The sequence below is a fragment of the Paenibacillus qinlingensis genome (genome assembly GCF_013204845.1).
Lineage (GTDB): Bacteria > Bacillota > Bacilli > Paenibacillales > NBRC-103111 > Paenibacillus_E > Paenibacillus_E qinlingensis.
Window position 1 is genome coordinate 287202 of the sequence record NZ_JABMKY010000008.1, and the last position, 23433, is coordinate 310634.

General features: G+C 48.5%; 22 protein-coding genes and 1 riboswitch. Of the genes, 9 read left to right on the forward strand and 13 right to left on the reverse strand.

All coding sequences use genetic code 11. The annotated features are described in order from the left end of the window. Positions 1-84: 84 nt before the first annotated feature. Positions 85-996 carry a LysR family transcriptional regulator gene (locus HQN88_RS17465; RefSeq protein ID WP_173114625.1) on the reverse strand — a complete coding sequence of 304 codons (912 nt, stop codon included), beginning with the start codon at positions 994-996 and terminating at the stop codon, positions 85-87. A 113-nt stretch (positions 997-1109) separates the two neighbouring features. Between HQN88_RS17465 and HQN88_RS17470 the strand changes: the two genes are divergently transcribed. The 6 genes from HQN88_RS17470 to HQN88_RS17495 all read left to right on the forward strand — a co-directional run bounded on the left by HQN88_RS17470 (position 1110) and on the right by HQN88_RS17495 (position 7048). Next, positions 1110-1595 (forward strand): HPP family protein, encoded by a 486-nt coding sequence (locus tag HQN88_RS17470; RefSeq protein ID WP_173114628.1) that lies wholly within the window; start codon positions 1110-1112, stop codon positions 1593-1595. A gap of 107 nt (positions 1596-1702) precedes the next feature. Next, a complete protein-coding gene (locus tag HQN88_RS17475) occupies positions 1703-2149 on the forward strand; it encodes a cupredoxin domain-containing protein (RefSeq protein ID WP_173114631.1) in 447 nt (148 codons plus the stop codon). A gap of 171 nt (positions 2150-2320) precedes the next feature. Continuing rightward, positions 2321-3001 (forward strand): response regulator transcription factor, encoded by a 681-nt coding sequence (locus HQN88_RS17480; RefSeq protein WP_173114634.1) that lies wholly within the window; start codon positions 2321-2323, stop codon positions 2999-3001. Further along, positions 2998-4377: a sensor histidine kinase gene (locus HQN88_RS17485; RefSeq protein ID WP_173114637.1), complete on the forward strand. Its 1380-nt coding sequence runs from the start codon at positions 2998-3000 to the stop codon at positions 4375-4377. Before HQN88_RS17480 ends, HQN88_RS17485 begins: the two co-directional genes overlap by 4 nt. A 74-nt stretch (positions 4378-4451) precedes the next feature. Beyond that, positions 4452-6659, forward strand: a complete 2208-nt coding sequence (locus HQN88_RS17490; protein WP_173114640.1) for an MMPL family transporter — start codon at positions 4452-4454, stop codon at positions 6657-6659. A gap of 71 nt (positions 6660-6730) precedes the next feature. Continuing rightward, positions 6731-7048: a hypothetical protein gene (locus HQN88_RS17495; RefSeq protein WP_056618386.1), complete on the forward strand. Its 318-nt coding sequence runs from the start codon at positions 6731-6733 to the stop codon at positions 7046-7048. 604 nt (positions 7049-7652) lie between these two features. Here HQN88_RS17495 and melA read toward each other — a convergent pair. Beyond that, positions 7653-8951 carry an alpha-glucosidase/alpha-galactosidase gene (gene melA / locus HQN88_RS17500; protein WP_173114643.1) on the reverse strand — a complete coding sequence of 433 codons (1299 nt, stop codon included), beginning with the start codon at positions 8949-8951 and terminating at the stop codon, positions 7653-7655. Between the two features lie 146 nt (positions 8952-9097). On the opposite strand from melA, the gene HQN88_RS17505 reads away from it, so the two are divergent. Beyond that, positions 9098-9958, forward strand: coding sequence for an AraC family transcriptional regulator (locus HQN88_RS17505; RefSeq protein ID WP_173114646.1), 861 nt, complete (start codon positions 9098-9100; stop codon positions 9956-9958). A gap of 259 nt (positions 9959-10217) precedes the next feature. Here the strand turns inward: HQN88_RS17505 and HQN88_RS17510 are convergent, their stop codons facing one another. The 3 genes from HQN88_RS17510 to HQN88_RS17520 form a co-directional block, all read right to left on the reverse strand. After that, positions 10218-10511, reverse strand: a complete 294-nt coding sequence (locus HQN88_RS17510; RefSeq protein ID WP_173114649.1) for a Dabb family protein — start codon at positions 10509-10511, stop codon at positions 10218-10220. A 129-nt stretch (positions 10512-10640) separates the two neighbouring features. Beyond that, positions 10641-11324 (reverse strand): NAD(P)H-binding protein, encoded by a 684-nt coding sequence (locus HQN88_RS17515; protein ID WP_173114652.1) that lies wholly within the window; start codon positions 11322-11324, stop codon positions 10641-10643. A 20-nt stretch (positions 11325-11344) separates the two neighbouring features. Next, positions 11345-12967, reverse strand: a complete 1623-nt coding sequence (locus tag HQN88_RS17520) for a sensor domain-containing diguanylate cyclase (RefSeq protein WP_173114655.1) — start codon at positions 12965-12967, stop codon at positions 11345-11347. A gap of 188 nt (positions 12968-13155) precedes the next feature. On the opposite strand from HQN88_RS17520, the gene HQN88_RS17525 reads away from it, so the two are divergent. After that, the gene (locus HQN88_RS17525) at positions 13156-15306 is read left to right on the forward strand and encodes a DNA topoisomerase III (RefSeq protein ID WP_173114658.1); all 2151 of its coding nucleotides are present in this window, start codon (positions 13156-13158) and stop codon (positions 15304-15306) included. A gap of 107 nt (positions 15307-15413) precedes the next feature. Here the strand turns inward: HQN88_RS17525 and HQN88_RS17530 are convergent, their stop codons facing one another. The 4 genes from HQN88_RS17530 to HQN88_RS17545 all read right to left on the reverse strand — a co-directional run bounded on the left by HQN88_RS17530 (position 15414) and on the right by HQN88_RS17545 (position 17403). After that, entirely contained in the window at positions 15414-15749 is a 336-nt protein-coding gene (locus HQN88_RS17530) for a hypothetical protein (RefSeq protein ID WP_173114661.1), read from the reverse strand. A gap of 93 nt (positions 15750-15842) precedes the next feature. After that, positions 15843-16319 (reverse strand): signal peptidase II, encoded by a 477-nt coding sequence (gene lspA / locus HQN88_RS17535; RefSeq protein WP_173114665.1) that lies wholly within the window; start codon positions 16317-16319, stop codon positions 15843-15845. 158 nt (positions 16320-16477) lie between these two features. Continuing rightward, positions 16478-17113, reverse strand: a complete 636-nt coding sequence (locus tag HQN88_RS17540; protein WP_173114668.1) for an HAD-IA family hydrolase — start codon at positions 17111-17113, stop codon at positions 16478-16480. Then, entirely contained in the window at positions 17107-17403 is a 297-nt protein-coding gene (locus HQN88_RS17545) for a hypothetical protein (RefSeq protein ID WP_173114671.1), read from the reverse strand. Before HQN88_RS17545 ends, HQN88_RS17540 begins: the two co-directional genes overlap by 7 nt. Positions 17404-17567: 164 nt before the next feature. Between HQN88_RS17545 and HQN88_RS17550 the strand changes: the two genes are divergently transcribed. Next, the gene (locus HQN88_RS17550) at positions 17568-18170 is read left to right on the forward strand and encodes a CcdC protein domain-containing protein (protein WP_173114674.1); all 603 of its coding nucleotides are present in this window, start codon (positions 17568-17570) and stop codon (positions 18168-18170) included. A gap of 419 nt (positions 18171-18589) precedes the next feature. Here the strand turns inward: HQN88_RS17550 and HQN88_RS37700 are convergent, their stop codons facing one another. The 4 genes from HQN88_RS37700 to HQN88_RS17570 all read right to left on the reverse strand — a co-directional run bounded on the left by HQN88_RS37700 (position 18590) and on the right by HQN88_RS17570 (position 23207). Beyond that, positions 18590-20632, reverse strand: coding sequence for an ABC transporter ATP-binding protein (locus HQN88_RS37700; RefSeq protein ID WP_246320291.1), 2043 nt, complete (start codon positions 20630-20632; stop codon positions 18590-18592). 78 nt (positions 20633-20710) lie between these two features. Next, positions 20711-21244 (reverse strand): spore protease YyaC, encoded by a 534-nt coding sequence (gene yyaC / locus HQN88_RS17560; protein WP_246320292.1) that lies wholly within the window; start codon positions 21242-21244, stop codon positions 20711-20713. A gap of 225 nt (positions 21245-21469) precedes the next feature. After that, on the reverse strand, positions 21470-22129 hold the full coding sequence (locus HQN88_RS17565) for a hypothetical protein (protein ID WP_173114677.1): 660 nt from the start codon (positions 22127-22129) through the stop codon (positions 21470-21472). Positions 22130-22310: 181 nt separating this feature from the next. Continuing rightward, a complete protein-coding gene (locus tag HQN88_RS17570) occupies positions 22311-23207 on the reverse strand; it encodes a C40 family peptidase (protein ID WP_246320293.1) in 897 nt (298 codons plus the stop codon). A 3-nt stretch (positions 23208-23210) separates the two neighbouring features. Continuing rightward, positions 23211-23372: riboswitch (cyclic di-AMP (ydaO/yuaA leader) on the reverse strand. Positions 23373-23433 lie beyond the last annotated feature (61 nt).

Below are 23433 nucleotides of genomic sequence, written 5' to 3' on the forward strand. Positions count from 1 at the left end.
TGAGGTCGAACCTATCTTGTACATCTGCCTTATTCGAAACCCTGAATTTTCTAATCTCATCCACATTCTATCATAGACAGGCCGCTATCCTCTACTTGTATGCAACTCATCGTTAAAATACGCCAATATGTGCGATTTACAAGCTTCCACAGGTGCGCTGAGCTCTTTGCCAGCACGGTGAATCAGTCCGTGTTCCAGTGGGATCGCCGTCTCCGACTCAACTCGAAGCAGCTGACCCGCTTCAAGCTCTTTCTGAACGGCGGTGACAGGCAGCAAAGAAAGTCCCATGCCGCACATCATCGTTTGTTTGAGCATTTCCGTGCTGTCGAAGGCCATTTCGGTAAACGTGGCGAGCCCTTTGTCCGCTAGTACCTGAGAGGCCAAGGATTGATAAATGCAGCGGCTTCCGAAGCCGATGACCTGTGTCTGCGCAATTGCTTCCCAGCCCTCCAGCCCGATGCGCTTCACGAGTGACGGAGCCCCGACCCACACTAATTCATCCGCGAGCAGCGGGATAAAAGTGAGATTGCGCACCTTGGGATCGCGCGGCACAATGCCTAAATCCACGCGATACGCGGATACCTCCTGCATAATATCGCGTTGAAAGCCCGTTTCCAGCTGCAGCTGGATCTGCGGAAACCGCTCGAACAGCGTAGGCAACATCATCGGCAGATGCGGCACGCAGAACGATTCCAGCGCACGCAGGCGCACCACGCCTTTGGGCTCCTGCAAGCCCGTCAGTTTCTCCTGCAGAGATTCTCCCAACTGCAAGAAGCGATACGCAAATGGCGCTACCTCACGGCCTGCCGCTGTCAATTCAACCCCGCGCGGCAACCGTGTAAAGAGAGCTTGTCCTAAGGTTTGCTCCAGCTGCAGAATATGCATCGTGACCGTGGACTGCACATAACCAAGCTTAAGCGCTGCTTTGCTGAAGCTCTTTTCCTCCATCACCGTAACGAAGGTTTTCATACTTCGACCATCCAGTTGCTCCAACATAGGAGAAACACCACCCATCGAATTATCGAATATCACTCATTTGAATCATTCGTTATTCAAATACATGAACTCATGATACCATCAAGGATATTACGATGAAAAGAGGCCCCCTCATGATAACTCGTCTTCGATCACAACTCTCTCCCCTGTTCATCAAGCTCATTCCCGGCATCGGCGGCTTCCTCGCCATCCTGCTGTGCAGCTTGCTCGGCGACCTCGCAAGCGTCTCGCTGCTGATGGCGCCCTTCGGCGCTTCCTGCGTCATCGCCTTCGCGCTCCCGCAGAGCCCGCTCGCCCAGCCCCGCAGCCTCATCGGCGGCCACGTGCTGAGCACGCTCGTCGGGCTCTGCGCCCTCACCGCGTTCGGCGTGCACGCGTGGAGCCTCGCCCTCGCGGTCGGCGCGGCCATCACGCTCATGCAGCTGACGCGCACGCTGCATCCGCCGGCAGGCGCCGACCCGCTGCTCGTGATGCTCACGGGCGCGGGCTGGAGCTTCCTGCTCACGCCGGTGCTGCTCGGCGCAGCACTGATCGTCCTCGTTGCCTACGGGTATCACCGGGCAACTCGAGTCCACCACTACCCCACACAGTGGTGGTAAGCCATCACGCTTCACTCCTAACTCGTCATTACTCGCAAATCCAATTCATGCGCTGACAAGCCCCCGCATAAGATGTACAAGACCCTTGTACAGGAGGCGGACCCTATATGTCCCGAGTATGGATTATCAAACGCAAACATGTTGTTCAGCTTGCAGCCGCACTTCTTCTCCTTCTCATTGGATGGCTGTATGTCAATCGAGATACTATCCTGCCAACCTTAGCTGAGCCTACGTCTGAACGTACGATCCACATGGTTGTGGGGGAATTCAAATCCACTACCGCTGATGGCAAAACCATCGAAGCCTATCGATGGGACCCCGGCTCCGTCGACGTGAGGAAAGGCGAACGCATTAAGCTCAGCATCCTTGGCGTCAATGGCGAGAGCCACCCCTTTCTCATAGAGGGACTCAATATCTCCGGTGAAATCAAAAAAGGCAAAGAAACCATCGTACATTTTACCGCGAATCAAGCTGGCACCTATCGCCTTATCTGCATGACACATACAGACATGGCACATAGCGGACCAATGATTGGCTATATTGAGGTGCATTAGTTTCTTGACCGAATTTTCTTTACCAAACCCAAATCGAAACCTTAATGTCTTCTTCTGTCATTGCGAATCGTCATCTTCAGGCGGGTCGCTACCAAAAGTGGCATTAAGGTTTTTTTTCGTTTACACTGAGGCCAAGCTCAATTGATTCCCAATGAAGAAGGTGCTTCCCCTGTGAAAACCCATGTACTCGTCGTCGATGACGATGCCCATATCCGCGAACTAATGCGCTTCCTCTTTTCCAAAGAAGGCTATGCTGTCTTTGAAGCAAGTGACGGTGAACAAGCTTCGAGACTGCTGGAAACGGAACAGATCCATCTCGCTGTTGTTGATGTCATGATGCCGCTTCGTGACGGTTTGGAGCTATGCGCTGAAATCCGTGAACACTACGATATTCCTGTTCTTCTTGTGACAGCCAAAGGAGAGATTGAAGATAAAGAGCGAGGCTATGCCTCAGGCACCGATGATTACGTCGTAAAGCCATTCGAGCCCAAGGAACTACTCTTCCGTGCGCGAGCTTTATTGCGGCGATACCAGCTAGTTTCCTCGGAGATGATTACACTTGGCCACACGGTCATTAATCGCAGGAGCTATGAAGTCACGATCGCAGGTGAAACACTCCTGCTACCTCTCAAAGAATTTCAACTGCTCGCCCAATTGGCGAGTCATCCAGGGCGCATTTTCACGCGTGAGCAACTGATTCACATGCTGTGGGGCACGGATTATCAGGGGGACAGCCGAACCATTGATGTTCATATCAAGCGACTGCGGGAGCGTTTTTATGAGAAAACAAGTGACTTTATGATTACGACGGTGAGAGGACTTGGTTACAAACTTGAGGTGACGGAAGGGTGAAAACATTATATTTTCGCATCGTTGTTACGTTTATTCTCATCGCCATGGTCAGCTCCGTGCTCGCACTCTTTCTGTCAAATTGGTATTATCTAACGAAATTAAGGGATCAGAACGAGGAACAAATTTGGAAAATCACGACGGAAATTCGCGCACTATACGAGGAAATGCCGGGTGTAGAACCCGCAACCTATTTCACCCATATTGCCAATATGGGGTTCCAGCTCTATGTCGTTAACGAGCAGATGTCGGGGACCTTCTATGGAACGCCGTATAAACATACGCAGTTTGATCCAGAGCAAATTCAACGTGTTTTGGCGGGAGAAACGTACCGCGGGATGCTGCAGGAGCGTCATCTTCTGATGGTGATTGGCTATTTTGAAAATAGCCTGCGCAACAGTATCGGTGTTCCTGTTCAAGTGCAGGGGAAAACGTACGCCTTATTTGTTCGGCCTAATCTGGAACAGCAGATTGGCGGTGTGCGCGTCCTGATGGCTTTCCTGCTGGGACTTACCTTCCTATTCAGCATCGTTCTCATCATCATTTTCTCCCAATTCATCGTGAGGCCTGTCAAAAAATTGCGAGAAGCTACGAAACGGATTGTTGGCGGCAGCTACGAAATGAAGATGGACGTTTCCCGTCAGGATGAAATCGGGGAGCTTGCGCGAGATTTCACCTTCATGGCGCAATCGCTCAAACAGGTAGAAGCTATGCGGCAGGAATTCGTGGGCAATGTCTCACATGAAATCCAGTCTCCGTTAACTTCGATCCAGGGCTTCGCCCAATCCATACTGGATCAGACGACCTCCGAGGAGGAGAAGGAGCGCTATCTTCATATCATTTTAGACGAAAGCAAAAGATTGTCCTCTCTCAGTAAACAGCTCTTAACATTAGCCTCCTTAGATAAGGAGAGTCATGTAATTAAGCGCACCGTGTACCGGTTGGATGAACAAATCCGTCAAATTCTCATTCATACCGAGTGGCAATGGTCGGAGAAAGATTTATCGATTGAACTAGATCTTCCCGAAATAGAGGTCTCGGCCGACCACCAATTGATGCATCAAGTTTGGCTTAACCTCATTACGAATGGCATCAAATACGCGCGACAACAGGATTCGTTAACAATTGCGATTCAGCCTTCAGAGACTGCGATCACTGTCGTGGTAAGCGATACTGGGACTGGCTTGTCTGAGGCGGAGCTGCCTCATATTTTTACCCGCTTCTACAAAGCCGACAGGTCCCGAAACCGTACCAGTGCTGGCACGGGCCTTGGTTTATCGATTGTTCAGAAAATCATCCAGCTGCATGGTGGCAGCGTTCATGTGCAAAGTGAGCTCGGCAAAGGGACGTCTTTCACAGTTGGGCTACCGCGAATGTAATCTCTCATTCATCGTCCGTTCATATTCCTCTCCTACTATTTGAAGTAGATTTAGGAGAGGGGAATGAACCTGCTATGAAACATGCATTAACACGTCTTGCCCAGTTCGTTAGCAGTGCCAAAGGCGTCAAAATCGTACTCATTAGCTGGCTAGCTGCCATTATTTTATTAAGCGCTTTTGCGCCATCTTCCAAAGAGGTTGCTCAAAGCGGTGGTGAAGGCAGCTTAAGTAGCCATACATTGTCAGAAGAAGCAGAACAGCTGCAACAAAAGGCCTATCCATCGCAAGACGGCTTAACCGCCATCCTCGTCTTCCATTCCAAGCAACCCATCACGGATGCTGAACGTGGCGCCATATCCAGCATCAGTGCGTGGCTAGCTTCTGATCAGAAGCCAACATACCTCACGCGTTCTATACCTTTCCATGACATGCCCGAGGCGCAGCAAGAGCTCTTATTTTCAGCAGATCGAACAACGCTCTTGTTAACGCTCTCCCTCCAGAAAGATCTTGCTTCTGGTCCTGTCTACGATACACTCGAACAGATTCGTCATGCGTCGGAGCAGATCGGCTTGGGGACGATGAAGCTTGACATCACAGGTCCTGCGGGCATCTCATCTGATACTATTATGCTCTTCAAAAAGGCTGATTTTGTGCTAATGCTTGCCACACTTGGGATCATTCTCATCATTTTAATCATCATATACCGATCACCGCTGTTGGCTTTGTTACCTTTGGTTATCGCAGGCATGGTGTATGCAGTTGTCGATAGAGTCTTAGGCTTGGCAGGCAAAATGGGCTTGATATTCGTCGAGAAGCAATCCCTCTCCATCATGATGATCTTACTTTTCGCTGTGCTGACCGATTACTGCTTATTTATTATTGCTCGCTATCGTTCCGCCCTGCGGACAACGGATTCTAAGTACGATGCGATGTCACAAGCTTTCTCCAACGTGGCAGAACCGATTTTCTTCAGCGGCGGCACCGTGCTCATTGCCATGCTCACGTTATTCGCTGCTGTATTCAAGCCCTATCATAACTTTGCGCCTGTCTTCTCCATCGCGATGGTGGTCATTTTGCTCGGTGGACTGACGTTAATTCCTGCTATGTTTGCTTTGATTGGACGAAAAGCTTTTTGGCCGTTTATTCCACGTACTGATAACGCCGGATTTGTGAACGAAGAGCCTCGCGGCTTCTGGGCGTGGGTTAGTACGCGCGTTACCACCAAACCACGGATAACCGCTCTTGTGCTCATTATCGTTCTGGTGGCACCTGCGCTATCTACACTAAGCATGCGCTACTCGTTTAATCTCATGAAATCCTTCCCTAGCGATATTTCTTCCAGACAAGGCTTTGACATTCTGGAAACACAATTCCCACAGGGGGAATTAGCGCCAGTCACACTTATTTTGGAATCGAAGAAAGAAATCGTACGGGATGATGCGTTTAATAGCAAAATGAATGCACTAAGCGAGCATATCCGGGGGCACGAGGGAATCATCTCCCTTACACCGGCGCTCGATGCTGCTCAGTTAACTCCTGAGAATGCCGATTTACCTAAGCAAACTGTGAAACTTCAATTGATTCTGAAGATGAATCCTTATGATCAAGAGGCGCTTGAGGTGATTTCCAGCTTACGTAAGGATAGTACTGCCATGCTTGAGCAGAGTGGCTTTGAGCCTGGCCAGTTCACCCTGCATTACGCAGGCCAAACTGCGGAGCAGCTTGATGTCCGAACGATGAATAAGCGTGATACGTTAGTTATTTTCTCACTCATTACGTTATTCATTACCGTTATGCTAATCTGGCAAGCCCGTTCCATTCGATTGGCGCTTACCATGATGGCCACCATGCTGCTGTCCTACGCGGCTACTATGGGAATTGTATGGAGTGTGTTTCATTTCGGATTTGGATATGATGCATTCAGTTACCGTCTGCCTGTGTACACCTTTATCTTTCTCATCTCGTTAGGCGTGGACTATAACATCATTTTGGTTTCTAGGGTGCAAGAGGAAGCTCGGCGTCATCCTTGGAGAGTTGCCGTACAGCGTGGTGCCGCGTTAACAGGTGGAGTCATCTCTTCAGCTGGCATCGTGCTGGCGGCTACCTTCTGTGTCTTAATGACCCAACCTTTGCAGGAACTGCTGCTGTTTGGGTTTGCGATGGCGGCAGGTATCCTCATCGATACCTTTCTCGTTCGAGGTATGCTGCTTCCGGCATTGATGAGCACGATGGGGCCGCGTGAAACTAACTCGAAGCATGCTCCACGAACTTGGGCGCAATAGGTTCTTGTCCCTAGTCGCTCTCCGCCCTCTCTGTGCATACACATAACAGAGAGAGGAGCGTCGATCCCTGTATGGTGTATCAGAAACAAAGTGAACGACATAAACAGCAACTCCCCAACGCTCGTGCCATTCGGAGAGCATGTAACAAGGAGCTATATCGGACCATTAAGCGGTTAAAAATATGGCTCACACCCGAGCAAATCAAGTCTGCCGAGACCATTTACGTGAAAAAAGTCATGTTGAATCTACCCTTTATCGTCGAGAATGGCAGCAACCGTCGTTTGCTTGCCGACTGGTTCGGGGAACATGTTGCGCCCGAGGTCGCTCCTATATGGAACGTGGAGCTGGAAACCTTGAATGAGGCATTTCGCGACGCATTTGGCGGATAGCACGAACTAGTTGAGTGTGATAAGAGCGGATCATCCGCTCTTATTTGCGTTGCTGGCCCATTTCACTCACTTCCTACTAACCACGCACCAATCCACTTCTCTCTCTACTCCTCCTACCTCTATCACTCGACATTTCGACTTTCCCCTCTTAACTCAAGCTACTTTGGCTACTTGTACACACCTATCTCACTCCTCTCCCCTTCACCTACCTCCATCACTCGCTAATCCCACTTTTCTCCCAATTCTACTCCTCTCGCCACTCCCTCTCGGTCCCTCTGTAACACGCCCAGATTCCCCCCAATCAACAATTAGATGGAAAAAGTACAGCTATATCAGTTAATTTCCCCCCATTTTATAAATTAAATGGAAAATATGTAGTTAATTTTACTCATATTCATCACTTCAGCCGATATTTCAAAAATTAACTACCTGTTTTCCATCTATTTGCGATTTTCACCCGTAAAATGTGAATTTAGCTGTAGATTTTCCAGTTAATGCAGCTCAGCGCCCACCACGTGCTCATCAATCCCGTCGAGGTCATCCAGCTCCCCCCTCCACGACAAAAAAATAGGCCGCAGGGACCATCGTCCCTACGACCTCATTCTTATTTATACTCTGGCAACCACTTGCCATGAGCCTCAATCAACTCATCGCACATTGCGATGATATCGTCCATCGACAGCTCAGCTGATGTATGTGGATCCAGCATAGCTGCGTGATAAATATGCTCACGCTTACCTGTAATCGCCGCTTCAATCGTCAACAACTGCGTGTTGATATTTGTACGGTTTAGCGCCGCCAACTGCGGAGGCAGATCACCAACGTAAGTAGGTGTTACACCGTTACGGTCAACCAAACATGGCACTTCAACAACAGCTTCGCGTGGTAAGTTCGTGATCAAGCCGGTATTCATGACGTTACCGCCGATTTTGAACGGAACATCCGTCTCAATCGCTTCGAAAATGTACGAAGCATACTCATGTGAACGTACATGCGTCAAATTCGCATCGTTCACGAGATCCTCGCGCATTTGCTTCCAGCGGCTGATTTGATCAATACAACGACGCGGATACTCATCCAGCGGAATGTTGAAACGATCCACGAGTTCCGGGTAATTACGTTTGATGAAGTACGGGTGGTACTCAGCATTATGCTCGGAAGATTCCGTAATATAATGGCCAAATTTCAGCATCATTTCGTAGCGAACCATGTCTTTGTGTTTCTCTTTTTGCTTCTCAGCAGCGCGTTTCTTAATCTCCGGATAGAGGTCAACGCCATCCTTCGACACTTCGAGCAACCACGCCATATGATTAATGCCCGCGATTTTGGCTTTCACACCTGTTTGATCAATCTCCAAATGCTTAAACAGTTCCGGCACACAAGTTTGCACGCTATGGCACAAACCAACCGTACGCACACCGCCATACGTGTTCATTACATTAGTCAAAACAGCCATCGGATTTGTGTAGTTAAGGAACAGGGCATCCGGACATACCTCACGTACATCCGCAGCGAAATCCAACATAACCGGGATTGTTCTCAAGTTTCTGAAAATACCGCCAATCCCAACCGTATCTGCAATCGTTTGACGCAAACCGTACTTTTTCGGAATTTCAAAATCCGTAATCGTACATGGATCATAGCCACCTACTTGGATTGCATTTACCACAAATTTGGCACCGCTCAACGCTTCTTTACGGTCTGTATACGCTTTAATAATGGACGTACTTCCACTCGTTTTTTTAATATTATTCAGCATATTAGCAGAATCTTGCAGCCGCTGATGATCAATATCAAAGAGAGCGATTTCATAGCCTTGTAGCGCGGGGGTAAGCAAACAATCACCTAGTACATTTTTTGCAAAAACTGTGCTTCCTGCACCTAAAAAAGTAATTTTGGACATGTGAGATTCTCCTCCAATAGACAATCTATTATTATATCCTTACTATAGCGCAAGCTCGCTTTGAAAAATATGGATTGAAACAACTCCAATATGGACATTTGTAGTTTTTTAGTTTACGCTCAGAGTAAAAACAAAGCGAGGCTCATATGAATCAAGATCATTCTTACTTCAACATAAGCATTAATTCTTTGCACAGTAATCCAGACCTATCTGTCCTTTTCAGTGGCGAAGGCAAGCCGTACCCCCAGCACAGAATGGGTCCTGCCGTTCACGATTATTACTTGATCCATACCGTTCTTTCGGGGAAAGGTACCTTCGAAATGGGGCAGCGAACCTATGCTTGCTCCACCGGCGACACGTTTATCATTTATCCAGGTGAGTTATTCTCATATACGGCAGATATTACTACGCCTTGGCACTATGTATGGGTAGCTTTCACAGGTCGAGCCGTAGAATCGCTGCTTTCACAAATCGGTGTCTCCCCACAGCAAGCCGTCATATCGGGGAATGAACCGCGTACCATTCGTCATTTTTACCGCCATCTGCGCGCATGCTTCAGCCAGACCTCTTTCCCGCAGTTAGAGGAACTGGAAGCCGAGGGCTGGCTGCGCCTCCTTCTTCGTGAGCTTGGACGCGTGAACACACACCATATTTCTATCAAGCCAGTGGCTGAAACGGATATCCAACGCCAGATCGGACAAGCGATCCGCTATTTGGAACTGCAGTATACACAAGCGGTCTCTATCGAGCATCTCGCTCGCAGCTTAGGGTATCACCGAACCTATTTGTGCAAAATGTTCAAACAATCCACCGGATTATCCCCGATGCAATATTTATACAACATCCGCATGGAACGGGCCAAGCAGCTGCTGATGACAACCGCCATGACCATTGATCAAGTCGCCTCCTCCGTCGGCTTCAATGATGCACTCTATTTCTCGAAGCAGTTCCACAAGTGGAGCGGTTCAGCGCCATCTGTATATCGGAAGGAGCTCCGGAGTGTATAACTCTAAGGTGGCACGCCCCCAATCATGTTCACCAACGAAATAAATGGAAAAAATCCAGCTATTTCTTCCTAATTTCATCGAAATAGGAAGATAACTGGATTTTCTCCATTTATTTTTGGGTCTTTCCACGGAAACGCCAATAATCGCTTAGATTAGATGTACCTTTTCCATTTGTTTCACTTTTTCGGACAAATCGAGCGAGTCAACTTAACTCAACTACTGGCAGCACATGCCAGGCCGAATTTGCCGCAAGCAAATCCTAAATCTCGATATCCACAATCAAGCTGTCTACACGGCCAACTTCACGAATATACGCGGCTACCGCTTGATGCTCTGGGTTCGGACCGTAAGCTGCCAATGCAGCTTTATCTTCAAAACGTACGGAAAGTACAACTTGGAAGCCTTGGTTTTTCTCGGAGAAGTTAATACCCGCTTGGATATCAACGATACCAGTCAGATGAGCGCGCAGCGCTTTAAAACGGTCAACAACCTCTTGCAGTTGCTCTTGTGTCGTCGTTTCTGCAAATTTAACAAGGACGATATGATCAATCATGATGTGAACCTTCTTTCTATACTCATTTAGGACATAAATTATGAACGACACTAATCTTAACAAAAACACAAACCGAGTACCACTCCCATTTTCCAGGAGCTGAGGCAGGCACACGGCTATCCTAGCCGATTATCTACCCGCAATCGAGGCAATGCGATCGGAGCTCAACACCTGAACGCCCGTTTTCCCCGATTTCGCGGCTCTTATTAAGCCGGTAGCAATCGTATGTGCATGGATGGGACGATACTTGCGAAGGCGCCCCGTCATCAGCGGAGCAATCGCCCGTGATACGATACCTCCCAATTTCTCCCCTAATCGGAATTCCCCACGGTTACCGAGAATGAGAGAGGGCCGGAGCAAGTGAAGCGAACGAAGACGCATCCCCCTCAGCTTGTCTTCCACTTCTCCCTTTACCTGATTGTAAAAAAAGGAGGATGTGCGGTCTGCTCCCATCGCTGTTACAATAGCAAAGCTATCTGCTTGTCCCTTGCTCGCCACTTCAGCTAACAGGAGGGGATAGTCTCGATCTACTCTGCGGAATTGTTGTTTCGAACCAGCTTTTTTAATCGTTGTCCCTAAGGTACAGTAGACATGCGCATGCGCAAATTCGGAGGACTTCAGACTCTCACTAAGCTTAGCAAAATCAATTACTCGCTGCTCCAGTTTCCCCTGTCCATTCGGCAACTCTAGATCCATTTTCTTACGAACTAGCGCAATAATCTTATCATAGTCCGGATCGTTCACTAGCTGTTTGATCAGTTCCTTGCCGACTAAGCCCGATCCTCCCGCAACAATCGCCGTTCTCCCTTTCATAGCACACCTCCGCGTCATAGTTATACATGATCATCTTCATCATACAACCTTTTGGTATCAACTTCGACACGATTTCTTCCGCCTGACTTTGCGCGATACAGCGCATGGTCTGCCCTAGAAACCATATCTTCCAGGACCATCGTTCCGTATTCCAAAGTCGGTGAGTATTCTGCGACTCCAATACTTGTGGTTATTTTGACTGTTAAGGAATCTTTGATAAATGGTTCATGTATTAAAATATTGCGTAATTCCTCAGCTAAGGCAGCACTCTCTTGCGCATCCATCCTTAGTAGTAATAGAATGAACTCTTCGCCGCCATACCTGGCCACAATCGCATCACTTCCCGCATATCTTTTTAGGATACTTGCGACATGATGAAGAACACCATCACCAACCAAGTGGCCATACGTGTCATTAATTTTTTTAAAATGATCGATATCCATCATCAAGACGGAGCACGTCTGTCCCGAGTATATACACGACTGCAACTGCTTGTTGCCTTCTAACATCATATAGCGTCGATTATGAACATCTGTCAATTGATCCATCCATGCCGAATGCTCCAACAACGAAATGTTAGATTTCAAACGATCGGACATGAGATTAAATGTAGCCACCAATTGTCGCAGCTCCACCGGAGCTGTTCTAATTTTATCCACATTGATCTGGTAATCATAATTCCCCTTCTGAATCACCTTCGTGGCCCGCAGCAAGTAGCGAATCGGCCTCTCGATCTTGGAGGCAATCATCACGGCAGCCGCGACACTGAGCAGCAGAGCAATCAATGAAATGAAAATAATCGTTATACTTAATGCATTTAACTTACGAAAAATCTCCCTCTGCGTAATTTCCCCAACAACAAGCCAGCTTTTCCCCTGAGACCAACTGTATTGGCCATACACGCTTTCCCCTCGAAAGCCCATATACGCACTTTGGTCCGTGCTATTCGTCACTGCCCGCTGATACATTTCCGAGGTAACACGTTGTATAACGGTTCCATTCTCCGTACGATTTGAGGCTGTTACAATATTCCCTTGTGCATCCAGCACGTAGACCTCACCTGTATCTCCGAAGCTAAGCTGCGCCATTAGTTTATTCAACATTTCAAGGGTAATAACGCCAAGCACTATGCCCTTGAATTCACCATGATCGCCAAGTACCGGAGAAGAGAAAGTAATCACAGGTGCTCCGTTTTCTTTGGACATCACAACGCCCGAAACGAAACTCTTTTTTTCTTTTCCACGTTGGTAGTACAGACGGTCTCCTACATAAATCGAAGTATTATCTGTGCGAATGTTGCCATCAGGCTCAACGAAGGTAATCGAATAAAATTCCGAATTCACCTTGGCATAATCTTGAAACTCCCGTTTTAAATCACCAATTCGATGAAACTTGGCATTATCTGAAAGTGCGAAACGTTTAATCGCGTCCAACTTTTCCTGATTCCAGCGTTCAATATATAAGCTCTGTAGCGCAATCACTTGTTTGAGTTGAACTCTAGCCTCGTCTAACCGATTGCTCTTCTCTATAAAGTAAAAAGGAACGATGATTGAAAAAGCCAGAACCAAAATAATTGCGCTTATCCAGAGTTGAAGTCTTGTTTTAATGGTATGGTCGGAGAAAAGAGAAAACAGATGCCCCATTGAGGTTTCCCCCCTTTTTATTCTATATATCTCCATTATACCTTATTTTAGGTTGAAAATTGACAAATTCCGCTGATTTCCGGCATGAAAGTTCATAAAACTACGAATTTTTCGAAATATTGTCTGTTTGAAAAGTAAGACCCTTTCGCTTATGCTAATTGGTATGTAGAAAAGAGGTAAATGCCCCCATGAAAATTCTCGTACTGACTGAAAAACCAAGTGTAGCCAAAGAAATTGCCCGTGTACTAGGTTGTAATCAGAAGCAAAAACATCACTTTGAAGGTGCCAAATATGTCGTTACCTGGGCACTTGGCCATCTCGTCACGCTCGCTGAGCCCGATGATTACGATCCCAAGTTCAAGACATGGAACCTAGAAGATCTACCCATTATTCCTGGCAAAATGAAGCTCAAAGTCATGAAAGAAACTTCGCAGCAGTTTCGTGCTATTGAGCATCTCAGCCGCCGTGGTGACCTGTCGGAGCTGGTCATCGCAACCGATGCGGGGCGCGAAGGCGAACTCGTCGCGCGCTGGATTATGGAGCTGATCCGCTGGAAGAAGCCGTTCAAACGGCTTTGGATCTCGTCGCAGACGGATCAGGCGATTCGCGAAGGCTTCGCGCAGCTGAAGCCTGGCACCGACTACAATCGGCTGTATCAAGCAGCCGTCTGTCGTTCCGAGGCCGATTGGCTCATCGGCCTTAATGTAACCCGCGCGCTGACCAGCAAGTTCGGCGCGTCGTTATCCGCTGGGCGCGTGCAGACGCCCACGCTGGCCATGATGATCAACCGTGAGGCGGAAATCCGTGATTTCCGGTCTGTCGACTATTGGTTGATCGAAGCCGAGCTCGGGTCCTTCCGCGCCCAGTGGCGGGACCCGAAGACCGGCGACTCGCGTATATTTGACCGCGAGCGCGCCGATAGCTTGAAAGCCAAACTGCAAGGCCAGAGCGGCCGCATCGTGCAGGTGAATAAGACCGAGAAGCAGATTCCGCATCCGCTGGCATATGATTTGACGGAGCTGCAGCGCGACGCGAACCGCAAGTTCGGTTTCTCGGCTAAACAGACGTCGAATGTCCTGCAACGACTCTATGAGCAATACAAATTGGTCACTTACCCGCGAACAGATTCGCGCTATTTGACCTCTGACATGGTACCGACCTTGCTCGGTCGTTTGAAAGGAGCCGCTATTGGTCCTTATGCGGCGCTTGCCGCACCTTTTATCCGCAAGCCTCTGACGATAACGAAACGAATCGTCGACGACTCCAAAGTCAGTGATCACCATGCCATTATTCCGACAGGTGAAGCCATCTCACTTGCAACGCTAAGTGCAGATGAACGTCGACTCTATGATCTGATTCTTCGCCGTTTCTTAGCTTTATTCAGCGGTCCTTGCCGCTACGATGAAACGAAGTTAACGATTGAAATCGCTGGAGAGAAGCTCTATGCTTCAGGCAAAGTCGTAAAGCAAGCCGGCTGGAAAGAAGTCTACGGCGCCACCGATTTCACCGATCCCGATCGGGAAGACAATGAATCCGAGGAAGAGACAGGACAACTGCTGCCACAAGCAGCTGAGAAAGACGCAGTTACGGCTCGCAACGTTCGACAAGTTAGCCGCCAAACGAAGCCGCCTTCTCGCCATAATGAGGCCTCCCTGCTATCGCAGATGGAGAAATTCGGTCTTGGCACACCCGCAACTCGTGCAGATATCATCGAGAAGCTTGTGTCCTCCGACACCATTGAGCGCCAAGGTTCCTTGCTCATCCCTACCGGCAAAGGTACACAACTCATCGAGCTTGCTTCCGAGGAGCTTCGTTCACCCGAGCTTACAGCACGTTGGGAGCAGGAACTTGAACGCATATCCAAAGGCAAAGGAAGTATGGAAGCTTTCCTCAGTGGCATTCGCAAGAAAGCTGCCGAGCTAGTCGATGAAGTCAAACGGAGCTCTGCAGCGTATAAACCGCATAATCTAACCGGCAGTAAATGCCCCGATTGCGGCGAATTCCTTCAGGAAGTCAAGGGCAAGCGAGGACGTTATCTCGTTTGTTCCAGTCGTGAGTGTTCGTATAAACGTGAAGCCGATGGACAATTAACGAACCATAGATGCCCACAGTGCCATAAGAAGATGGAAATACACACGGGTAAAGCAGGCAAATATTTTCAATGCCGCCCCTGCAATGTCGTTGAGAAAATCGACGGAGATTCTAAGGGTGGAGGCGGTCGCAAGGCTACAGCCAAGGTCAACCGCCAGCTAATCGAGCAATTCTCCGATTCTGCCGGCGTGGGGAATTCACTCGCAGACAAGCTGCTTGCTGCCCTTCAGCAGAAGAAAGAAGACTAATATCACGAATAAAGCCCAAGCGACTCCCTTCATCGCTTGGGCTTTTACACTATGAGAACAACTTTTATACCGGCATCTGCCTATTTGTTACTATTCATGACGACTCTTTATGTTCTGGTTAATATCCTGCCCTTAACCGCTAATTCGAGATCTTCTAACGTTGTGATCCCCAAGCTAACCAGCGCATCTCCTGCTTCCATGTGAACGTTAGCTAAGATATGCATACTTGTATGAGGCACTAGTGATTTCCGAAACTCATGAAAAAGCACCGCATTATACGCTTTGAGAACCGTCATAAACTCAACAGTAGGCGGGATAAATCCGCGAATTTCAGACGATCGCCAGAAAAACTCCCTCACATGCATAATGTCGGATCCCGTTCGGTTCAGCTTTCGAATCATCGCAAAAAACTCATCAACAAGTACTTGTCGATCCGCTTTCATGTGACCATCCCTCCAATGACGTATTCCTACTTGAAGGATACCATAAATAGTCCTTTAGTTCTATAATGACATCTCATGTAAGGGCTTAAATACCTATGAAATTTGCGGATTCTTCCCATTTCCTTTCCATTTGCCTCTCTGCGATAGAAGCATGTCCACCACATACAGCACAACACCCATATTAATCGCTATATCCGCTAGATTCATAATTCCATTGCCAGAGTTAATAACAATGAAATCGGTGACCTTCCCGAATAGAAGCCGTTCAATTCCGTTCCCAATTGCCCCACCAACAAGGAGTGCTGCTGCACTTTGTTTCAATATTCCCGGAAAACCTCCCTTTTTACGGTACCACCAAATCCCTGCAACAATGAGAACAGCTAAAACACCGAGTATAGGAGCCCATCCCTGCAGCGAACTTCCTGCTGCCCCGCTATTTTGATAATACGTGAATGAAATAAAATCTTTATAAAAGGGCATGGATTCACCAACCGTCATCACCGAGCGAATCCAATACTTAGACAGCTGATCGATCGCCGTAATCACAACAATAATTGAATAAAATAGCATGCTACCACTCCCATCGACTCTCAAACTACAACTTCACTCTTATTTTACTTGAAATGGAGGACTACCTGTTAATTCTGCGAGTCTCGATTATCTTGCATGGTAAAAAGCCCCCTCAGTCCTCCCTGTGGCGGCTCATGACTATCTCTGCTGCAAGTCCCTCAACTTAGGCTTATTAGTGTTCGGTATAGCTCACTAGGCGTGTTTGCCATATGGTCCGGATGTCCACTCAGGAGTAGCTGAGGTGAATCATATCCCCATGTTACGGCTACGATGGGCACACCTAACTTCTTACAGGATTCAATATCCCGTAACTCATCACCAACATAAATCATCCGTGTAGGCGTGGTTCCCCATTGCTTCATCACTTTGCGAATCGAGTGGTGTTTCCCGAAAATATGCTTCGCTGAAATGATCTCTTTAAACGCACCTTCCAGCTTATTTTTCCTTAAAAAAAGCCGGATATTTGCTTCTGAATTGGAAGAAAGAATCGAGCTCTTAACCCCTTGTGCGGAGAGCTTCGCAATGACCTCCTTCATACCAGGTACGATTTGCAGTGATCGAATGTTCTCGTGATAGAGCTGTCGCCCTGCTACCATCAGCTTAGGAATTTGTAGCACGGGTACCCCTAACCGATCTACGCGTTCAGAAATGGACATGGAGCGTAACGGGCCCAAGTCCTGTTCACGAATAGGGCGGAAACGGTGTTGGATGGCCATTTCATTATAAAGTTTAACCAGGAGTGCCCTGGAATCGACAAGTGTCCCGTCAAAATCAAATAGGATGTGTTTTACCATCTGGGTGTATATACAAATAAGGCCGGACCCTCGGGCGGCACTTGGCGAATTTGATTATGTTTAAACTCTTGGGCTGGATCAAGTACCACATGCGGATTACTTACAGTTCGCAAATCCTCCCACGTACAAGAAACACCGTGGTCGTAGCCCGCTGCTCCACCTGAGAACATTTTACAACCTTTGCAAAATTGCTCCTTTTGCTGCGCATCCAATTTCACGACTTTATTACGAAGACAACAGTAAATTTCATTAACTGTGTTACATACATTAACATGAGTGATCATAGCCATTTACCGTCAACTCCTTGCGGCACTTTGAGTGTGTAATAGTAAGTTTATCGAGCTACTATTAAGTGTATGACACAATTTTGTAAACGGAATAACATTTCTCACGATGGGCCGTCCAAATTTGCTACAATTAGGAAATACAATAACAGGTTTGGAGGTTCTTCCCCATGCAGGACGCTTTGCATTATGTAATTCCGATTCTTATCTTTGGCTTTTTTATTTATCGACGGGTGAAGCGCACTATTGGCTTTCAAAAGCTTTCCCGTGGCAGACTCACCTTCCGTCTGTCCTTATTCAGCCTATTAGGGGTCATTATTTTCCTCCTGGGCTTCGTCCATCCCATCCACTTCATCGGCTATTTGATCGGGCTTGCCGGTGGCACCTTGCTCGGGCGAACTGCGATTCGCCATACCCGCTTCGAGCATCGAAGTGATGGCTGGTACTATCGCACACATCTCTGGATTGAGATCACCGTCCTTGTTCTCTTCTTAGGTCGCATCGCGTATCGCTACGCCAGTGTCGCTATTTCCACCGGGTCAACAACAACCTTCAGCCCTGCTGACTTCTCACAATTTACCAAAGATCCCGTCACCGCTGGTGTTTTCTTCATCATTGTGTCGTACTACGTTCTGTTTTTCGGCTACTTACTGCGCGAAGGAACCAAACTGGATCCGGCAGGATTGGTGGATAGCGACGATGACGTGATCGCGAGCCACGGAACTCCCAACACAGGGGTTTCTAGTCCGCAGGCGAACGTTCGGGTGGAGTAGCGGATCTGGCCAAAAATAGACCCTTTCTGTGGCTACTACTATCCCCATTCCTCCTACTCCTACTTTACTCCTGCGCTAATTCCTACCCATACGCACAGGCACTTAACAAGATAGGGATATTCTCCAAGGTCAATTGACCAGGGGAATATCCCTATTTTATCGCTAGCAGGTGAGCGATCTGCGAATGCCGCCCATTCGGTTGGCGATACCACTTTTAACGCCCTTCTGGGGCGTTATTTGCTACGCCGAGGGCATCTCGCCCTGCAATAAGACCCTTTTCTGGCCTTATTGCCTGCGTTTCCGCCCATTCGGTTGGCGATACCCACTTTTAACGCCCTTCTGGGGCGTTATTTGCTACGCCGAGGACGTCTCGCCCTGCAATAAGACCCTTTGCGAGCCTTATTGCCTGCGTTTCCAGGCTACACTACGCCGCCCTTCGCTGCCTCCTCGGCAGCTTTCGCGAACTGCGTGCTGTACAGCCGCGCGTACAGCCCTTCCATCGCCAGCAGCTCGCTGTGCGTGCCACGCTCCACGACGCTGCCCGCTTCGATCACCAGAATGTGATCGGCGGCCAGCACCGTGGAGAGCCGGTGCGCGATCACGAGCGTCGTGCGCCCTTGCATCAGCTCCTCGAGCGCCGCCTGCACATAGGACTCGGATTCCGAGTCCAAGTGCGACGTCGCCTCATCGAGGATGAGGATGCGCGGACGCTTCAGGATCGCGCGAGCAATCGCGATCCGCTGGCGCTCGCCACCGGAGAGCCGGTGGCCGCGCTCTCCAACCATCGTGTCGTACCCTTCGGGGAGCGACACGATGAAATCGTGGATGTAGGCCTGCCGACAAGCGGCCTCCATTTCCTCACGCGTAGCGTCCTCCCGCGCAAAGCGCAGGTTGTCGCCAATCGTCGCGTGGAACAGAAAGGACTCCTGCGTCACATACGCGATCTGCGCCCGCAGTGACGATAACTCCACGTCGCGGACGTTCACACCGTCGACCTCAATAACGCCGGCTGTCGGGTCGTACAGCCGCGCGATCATCCCAATCAGCGTCGACTTCCCGGCGCCGCTTGGTCCGACAAGCGCAACCATCTCACCTGGCTGCGCCTCGAAGGTGATGTCGCGCAGTGCATACTGCACCTTCCTCCCGTTCTCCCCAGTTTCCACCAGCTTCTCCTCTGCTTCGCCCTGCTCCGTCTGCCTTTTATGCAGCCTCGCTTCCTCGGGTTCCACGAGCTTCTCCCTTGCCCCGCCTCGTTCCACCAGCTTCCCTCTCTCAGCCCCATCGCCTCGACCTGCCAGCTTCCCTCTCTGCTCTACTCCGTCCTGCTCCTGCGTCTTCCCTCTCTCCTTCTGCCCAACTCTAGCCGACTCCCCAACCTTATATGCAAAAGAAACCTGCTTATACCTCACATGCCCCGCCACAGCCCCTAACTGGCGCGCACCCTCAGCATCCATGACATCAGGCACCATGTCCTGATACTCAAATATCCGTTGAAATACCCCCAGCGCTGTCGCTACCTCGACATGTAGATTCAGCAATGTCCCTACTGGCATATACAACCGTCCCAAATACGCCGTAAACGCGACGATGGAGCCTAAAGTCATATCGCCTTGAATGACAGAGTAGCCGCCATAAATATAAATAATAGCCGTGCCTAACGGTCCTAACGTGCTCGTTGCCATTCCGAACCAACGGCCGACAAGATTGAGCCGCAGCTCGAGATCCATCACCTTTTGATTCATCTTTGTGAATTCTTGCTCTTGTTGCTTTTCTCTACCAAAAATCCGCGTCAACAACGCACCTGAAATACCGAAATTTTCATTCAGCTGTGAGGTGATGTCGGAGCGCACCTTTTGCGTTTCAATCCGTAATTCTTTCCGCAGCTTGGATACCTTTTTCACAGGCAATACGAAGAGTGGCAGGATAAGTACCGAAATAATCGCCAACTTCCAATCTAGCGCAAACAAGATACCAATTGTCGTGAAAACAATGACGATCTGCGTGATTGAAGAAACAACAATGGACGTAACCACACTCTGTACCGACTGCACATCACCTGTAATCCGCTGAACAATTTCGCCAGAACGCGCGTCCGTAAAGAACGACATCGATTGCCGCTGCAAATTGTGAAATAACGACTGCCCCAAATCCCGTATAACCCCTTGGGTTACTTTGGTATTGAGATGGTTTTGCCATACACCGATCATTCCGCTCAAAACAGGCAGCACGATTAACAGCAGCGCCATCACAGACAATAGCTGAACACGTCCCTGTGGAATAGCGGTATCAATAATTTCCTTCATAACTAGAGGCGGGATCAAGCCCATCACTGCCGCAAGCAGCGCCAAGCCGATAATGACCAAGAGCTGGCCCCAATACCTTTTGAACAATAACAAAATCCTTCGTATCGATACATCCTTCAACTTGGCCTTTGGACGATTCCGGTCGGAAAGCCGCCCCATTCCTCCTGGCCCACCTGATCCACCTGGTCCGATCACTCACTAATCACTCCGATCTTTCTCCTCTTTGCTGCCCCTCAGCTACAAAGGAATTGCATAAACAATGGCACGGGTTACTTCTTCCGCCATTCGCATCACATGATATAACGACGTCGTTTGCAGGACATTATACTGTCTTGGTCCATCCACGTTCACGATCGCCGCAATCGTGTAATGACCAATAGGAGGTAAGACTTTGCCTACTGATTTCCCTGGAGCCAGTGGCTGGTTCGACAATTGGTATAAACCCACACTCAATTTCCGACCTAAACAAGCATCTATCGCAATAACGACCACATCCGGTGGAATTTCCTGCAAGCGTATGGCCAAATTAGTGGCATCACACGGTTCTGCCAGCGTGCCAATGACGTGTGGATAGCCTAGCTCTGCAAGCTTACTTCCCACAATCGGACCTAGTGAATCGCCCGTAGAGCGATCAGTCCCTATACAGACAAAAGCAAGCCTACTAGGCTCCAGCCCCTTGCTCATGGCAATCGATTGTAGAATTTGTCCTAACTGTTCTCCATCTACTTTTTTCCAAAACTGCTCTTGCAGCTCCATCGTTTCTTTCTCCATCTTTGCCTCCCATTCAGGCATGTACACCTAACGTTTCACCTGATGCATGATAGTTCCATTCTTTCATATGGAGGTAGGCTGTGTCCACTTGCATAGCACCGTATTCGCGCACACCAAATAAGCGTTACTCGACGACCGAGCAAAGCCTATTCATGCCGCTTATAGAGGTTGTTCAAAAATTCCACTTTTGATCACGAAGTCGTCCTTGAAGCGTATGTAACCTTCCTAATGTACGCGATTCATTCGAACAATGCGATAATAGAGCTGACCGCTGATCTCTTGCTCCACTTCCAAATAACCTTCTGAGTGAACATAATCACCTAACATAAACGTGGAAGCATCTGCCGAATCGGCATGTGTTAGAAAGAGCAACGCTACCTTATCATCCCCAACCACGAATCCAACCTGTTCCTTCACCTGAAATTTCTCAAGAATTTTACCATGATGTGATCTCACGATATGATGAAACCGCCAAGCGCCTTCTTCTTGTATGATAAAATATAGCACACGATTGCGATGCGCATTGCTAAACTCCCGCGTCACACCGATCATACACACATTTTCACCAACACGTAAATATTCATCAATGACATAGGATTTCAGTCGTAACCGACTCACATTCTTACTCTGAATATAAGTTTCCATCTCATCTATGGAACGCTGATCCCTCGGATCTTGTTTAGTTGCGTAAAATACTTCTTTAATAAACGTATCTGTTTGGAACTGCCTAGCCCCTTTGAAATGGTTATACGTATGAAAAAACTGCTTAATCACAACCCGAATGTCTTCCGGTATGGTAGGACCTGTTTCCACGCTATACATGCGATCTGTTCGACCCGACAATTTAATTTTATGAAACCAGCTTTTCCAGACACTGACTTGCATGCCGTACGTGTCACCTACTTTCTTCCAACCATTGTTCCATTATAGGCTATAATTCTCAAAAATTCGATAAAAATCGCACAAATCCGCAAAAAAAAGAGCATCTGCCGCTTTGCTTTCCATAAAGAAAAACATCGCGAACAGATGCTCTCATACCGCTGCTTATACTTGATTCCGTAACTACCTATAACACGCGTTTGGCACCTACATATCTTGAGCCCCAATAGGAGCTAGCGAGGCTATCAACCGTTACACCAACGGATGTTGTCGAGGAAATAAATTGATTATTTCCAATGTAAATACCCACATGATTGACGATACCAGAAGCAAAGAAGACGAGGTCTCCCGATTTCAAATCCGTCACTCTTGACCCCGCCTGATCGTACATTTGCACGGAGGTGCGTGGCAGCTCGATGCCTTTGGCCTCGTATACATAACGAACGAATCCAGAGCAATCAAAGCCCTTAGGTGTAGTTCCTCCCCATCGGTACGGTGTTCCTTTAAACGTCGTTGCAGCTTGAATAATTTGAGCTGCGATGGATGACTGAACAACCTTGGCCACTGGGGCTGCTAAAACTGCTGGCGGCGGTGCAATCCATGCTGGCTTGTGAGTCTTACCGTCCTCTTGCACGATGGCGATTTTATTCGCATCGTTCCACGCGATCTCAGATCCAAACGTCTGTGTAACAAAGCGTAGAGGGACATAAGTACTCCCCTTAACCAAAGTTGGGCTGCTCTCTAACTCAACTAACTTACTGTTGACGATCGCTTTCTCATCGTCCGTTGTGAGTTGAATTGCCTGTTCCTTGTTCTTAAGCGTGACGACGACTTCATCGCCTTGCTTCGCCCATCCCACTTGATACCCTAATTTCTCCGACAACACACGAAGTGGCACTTGAAGTGTACCTTCCGTATCAATAAAAGGCTGATTTTCCGGGAACTGCACCAATTCATCATTGACTTGAACCTTCACCGAAGAGGTGTCTGGGGCAGCCGCTTGCGTGGAGGGAGCGGTGAACAGGGTAATGGCTGCGCCTAGTAGAGCGCATGAACAAATAAAGCTTTTGGTAAAAAATTTCAAAACGTTGTGCCTCCTTGAAGCCTCCGAGGTTAGTTGACGGGTTCGGGAAGAGGTTTTCCCTAGTACGCCCATTAGCCATAGGCTAACTGAGCATTCATTCACCCCAAGTAAAGAAGTCCCCCGTACCAGAGCTTTCGATGCTCTGAGATTCGGCATTTTTTGTCTATGTTAGACTAGCATAGTTCGTTTTACCCTGACAACTTTTGCGAGATGGTAAGTGTTTCCT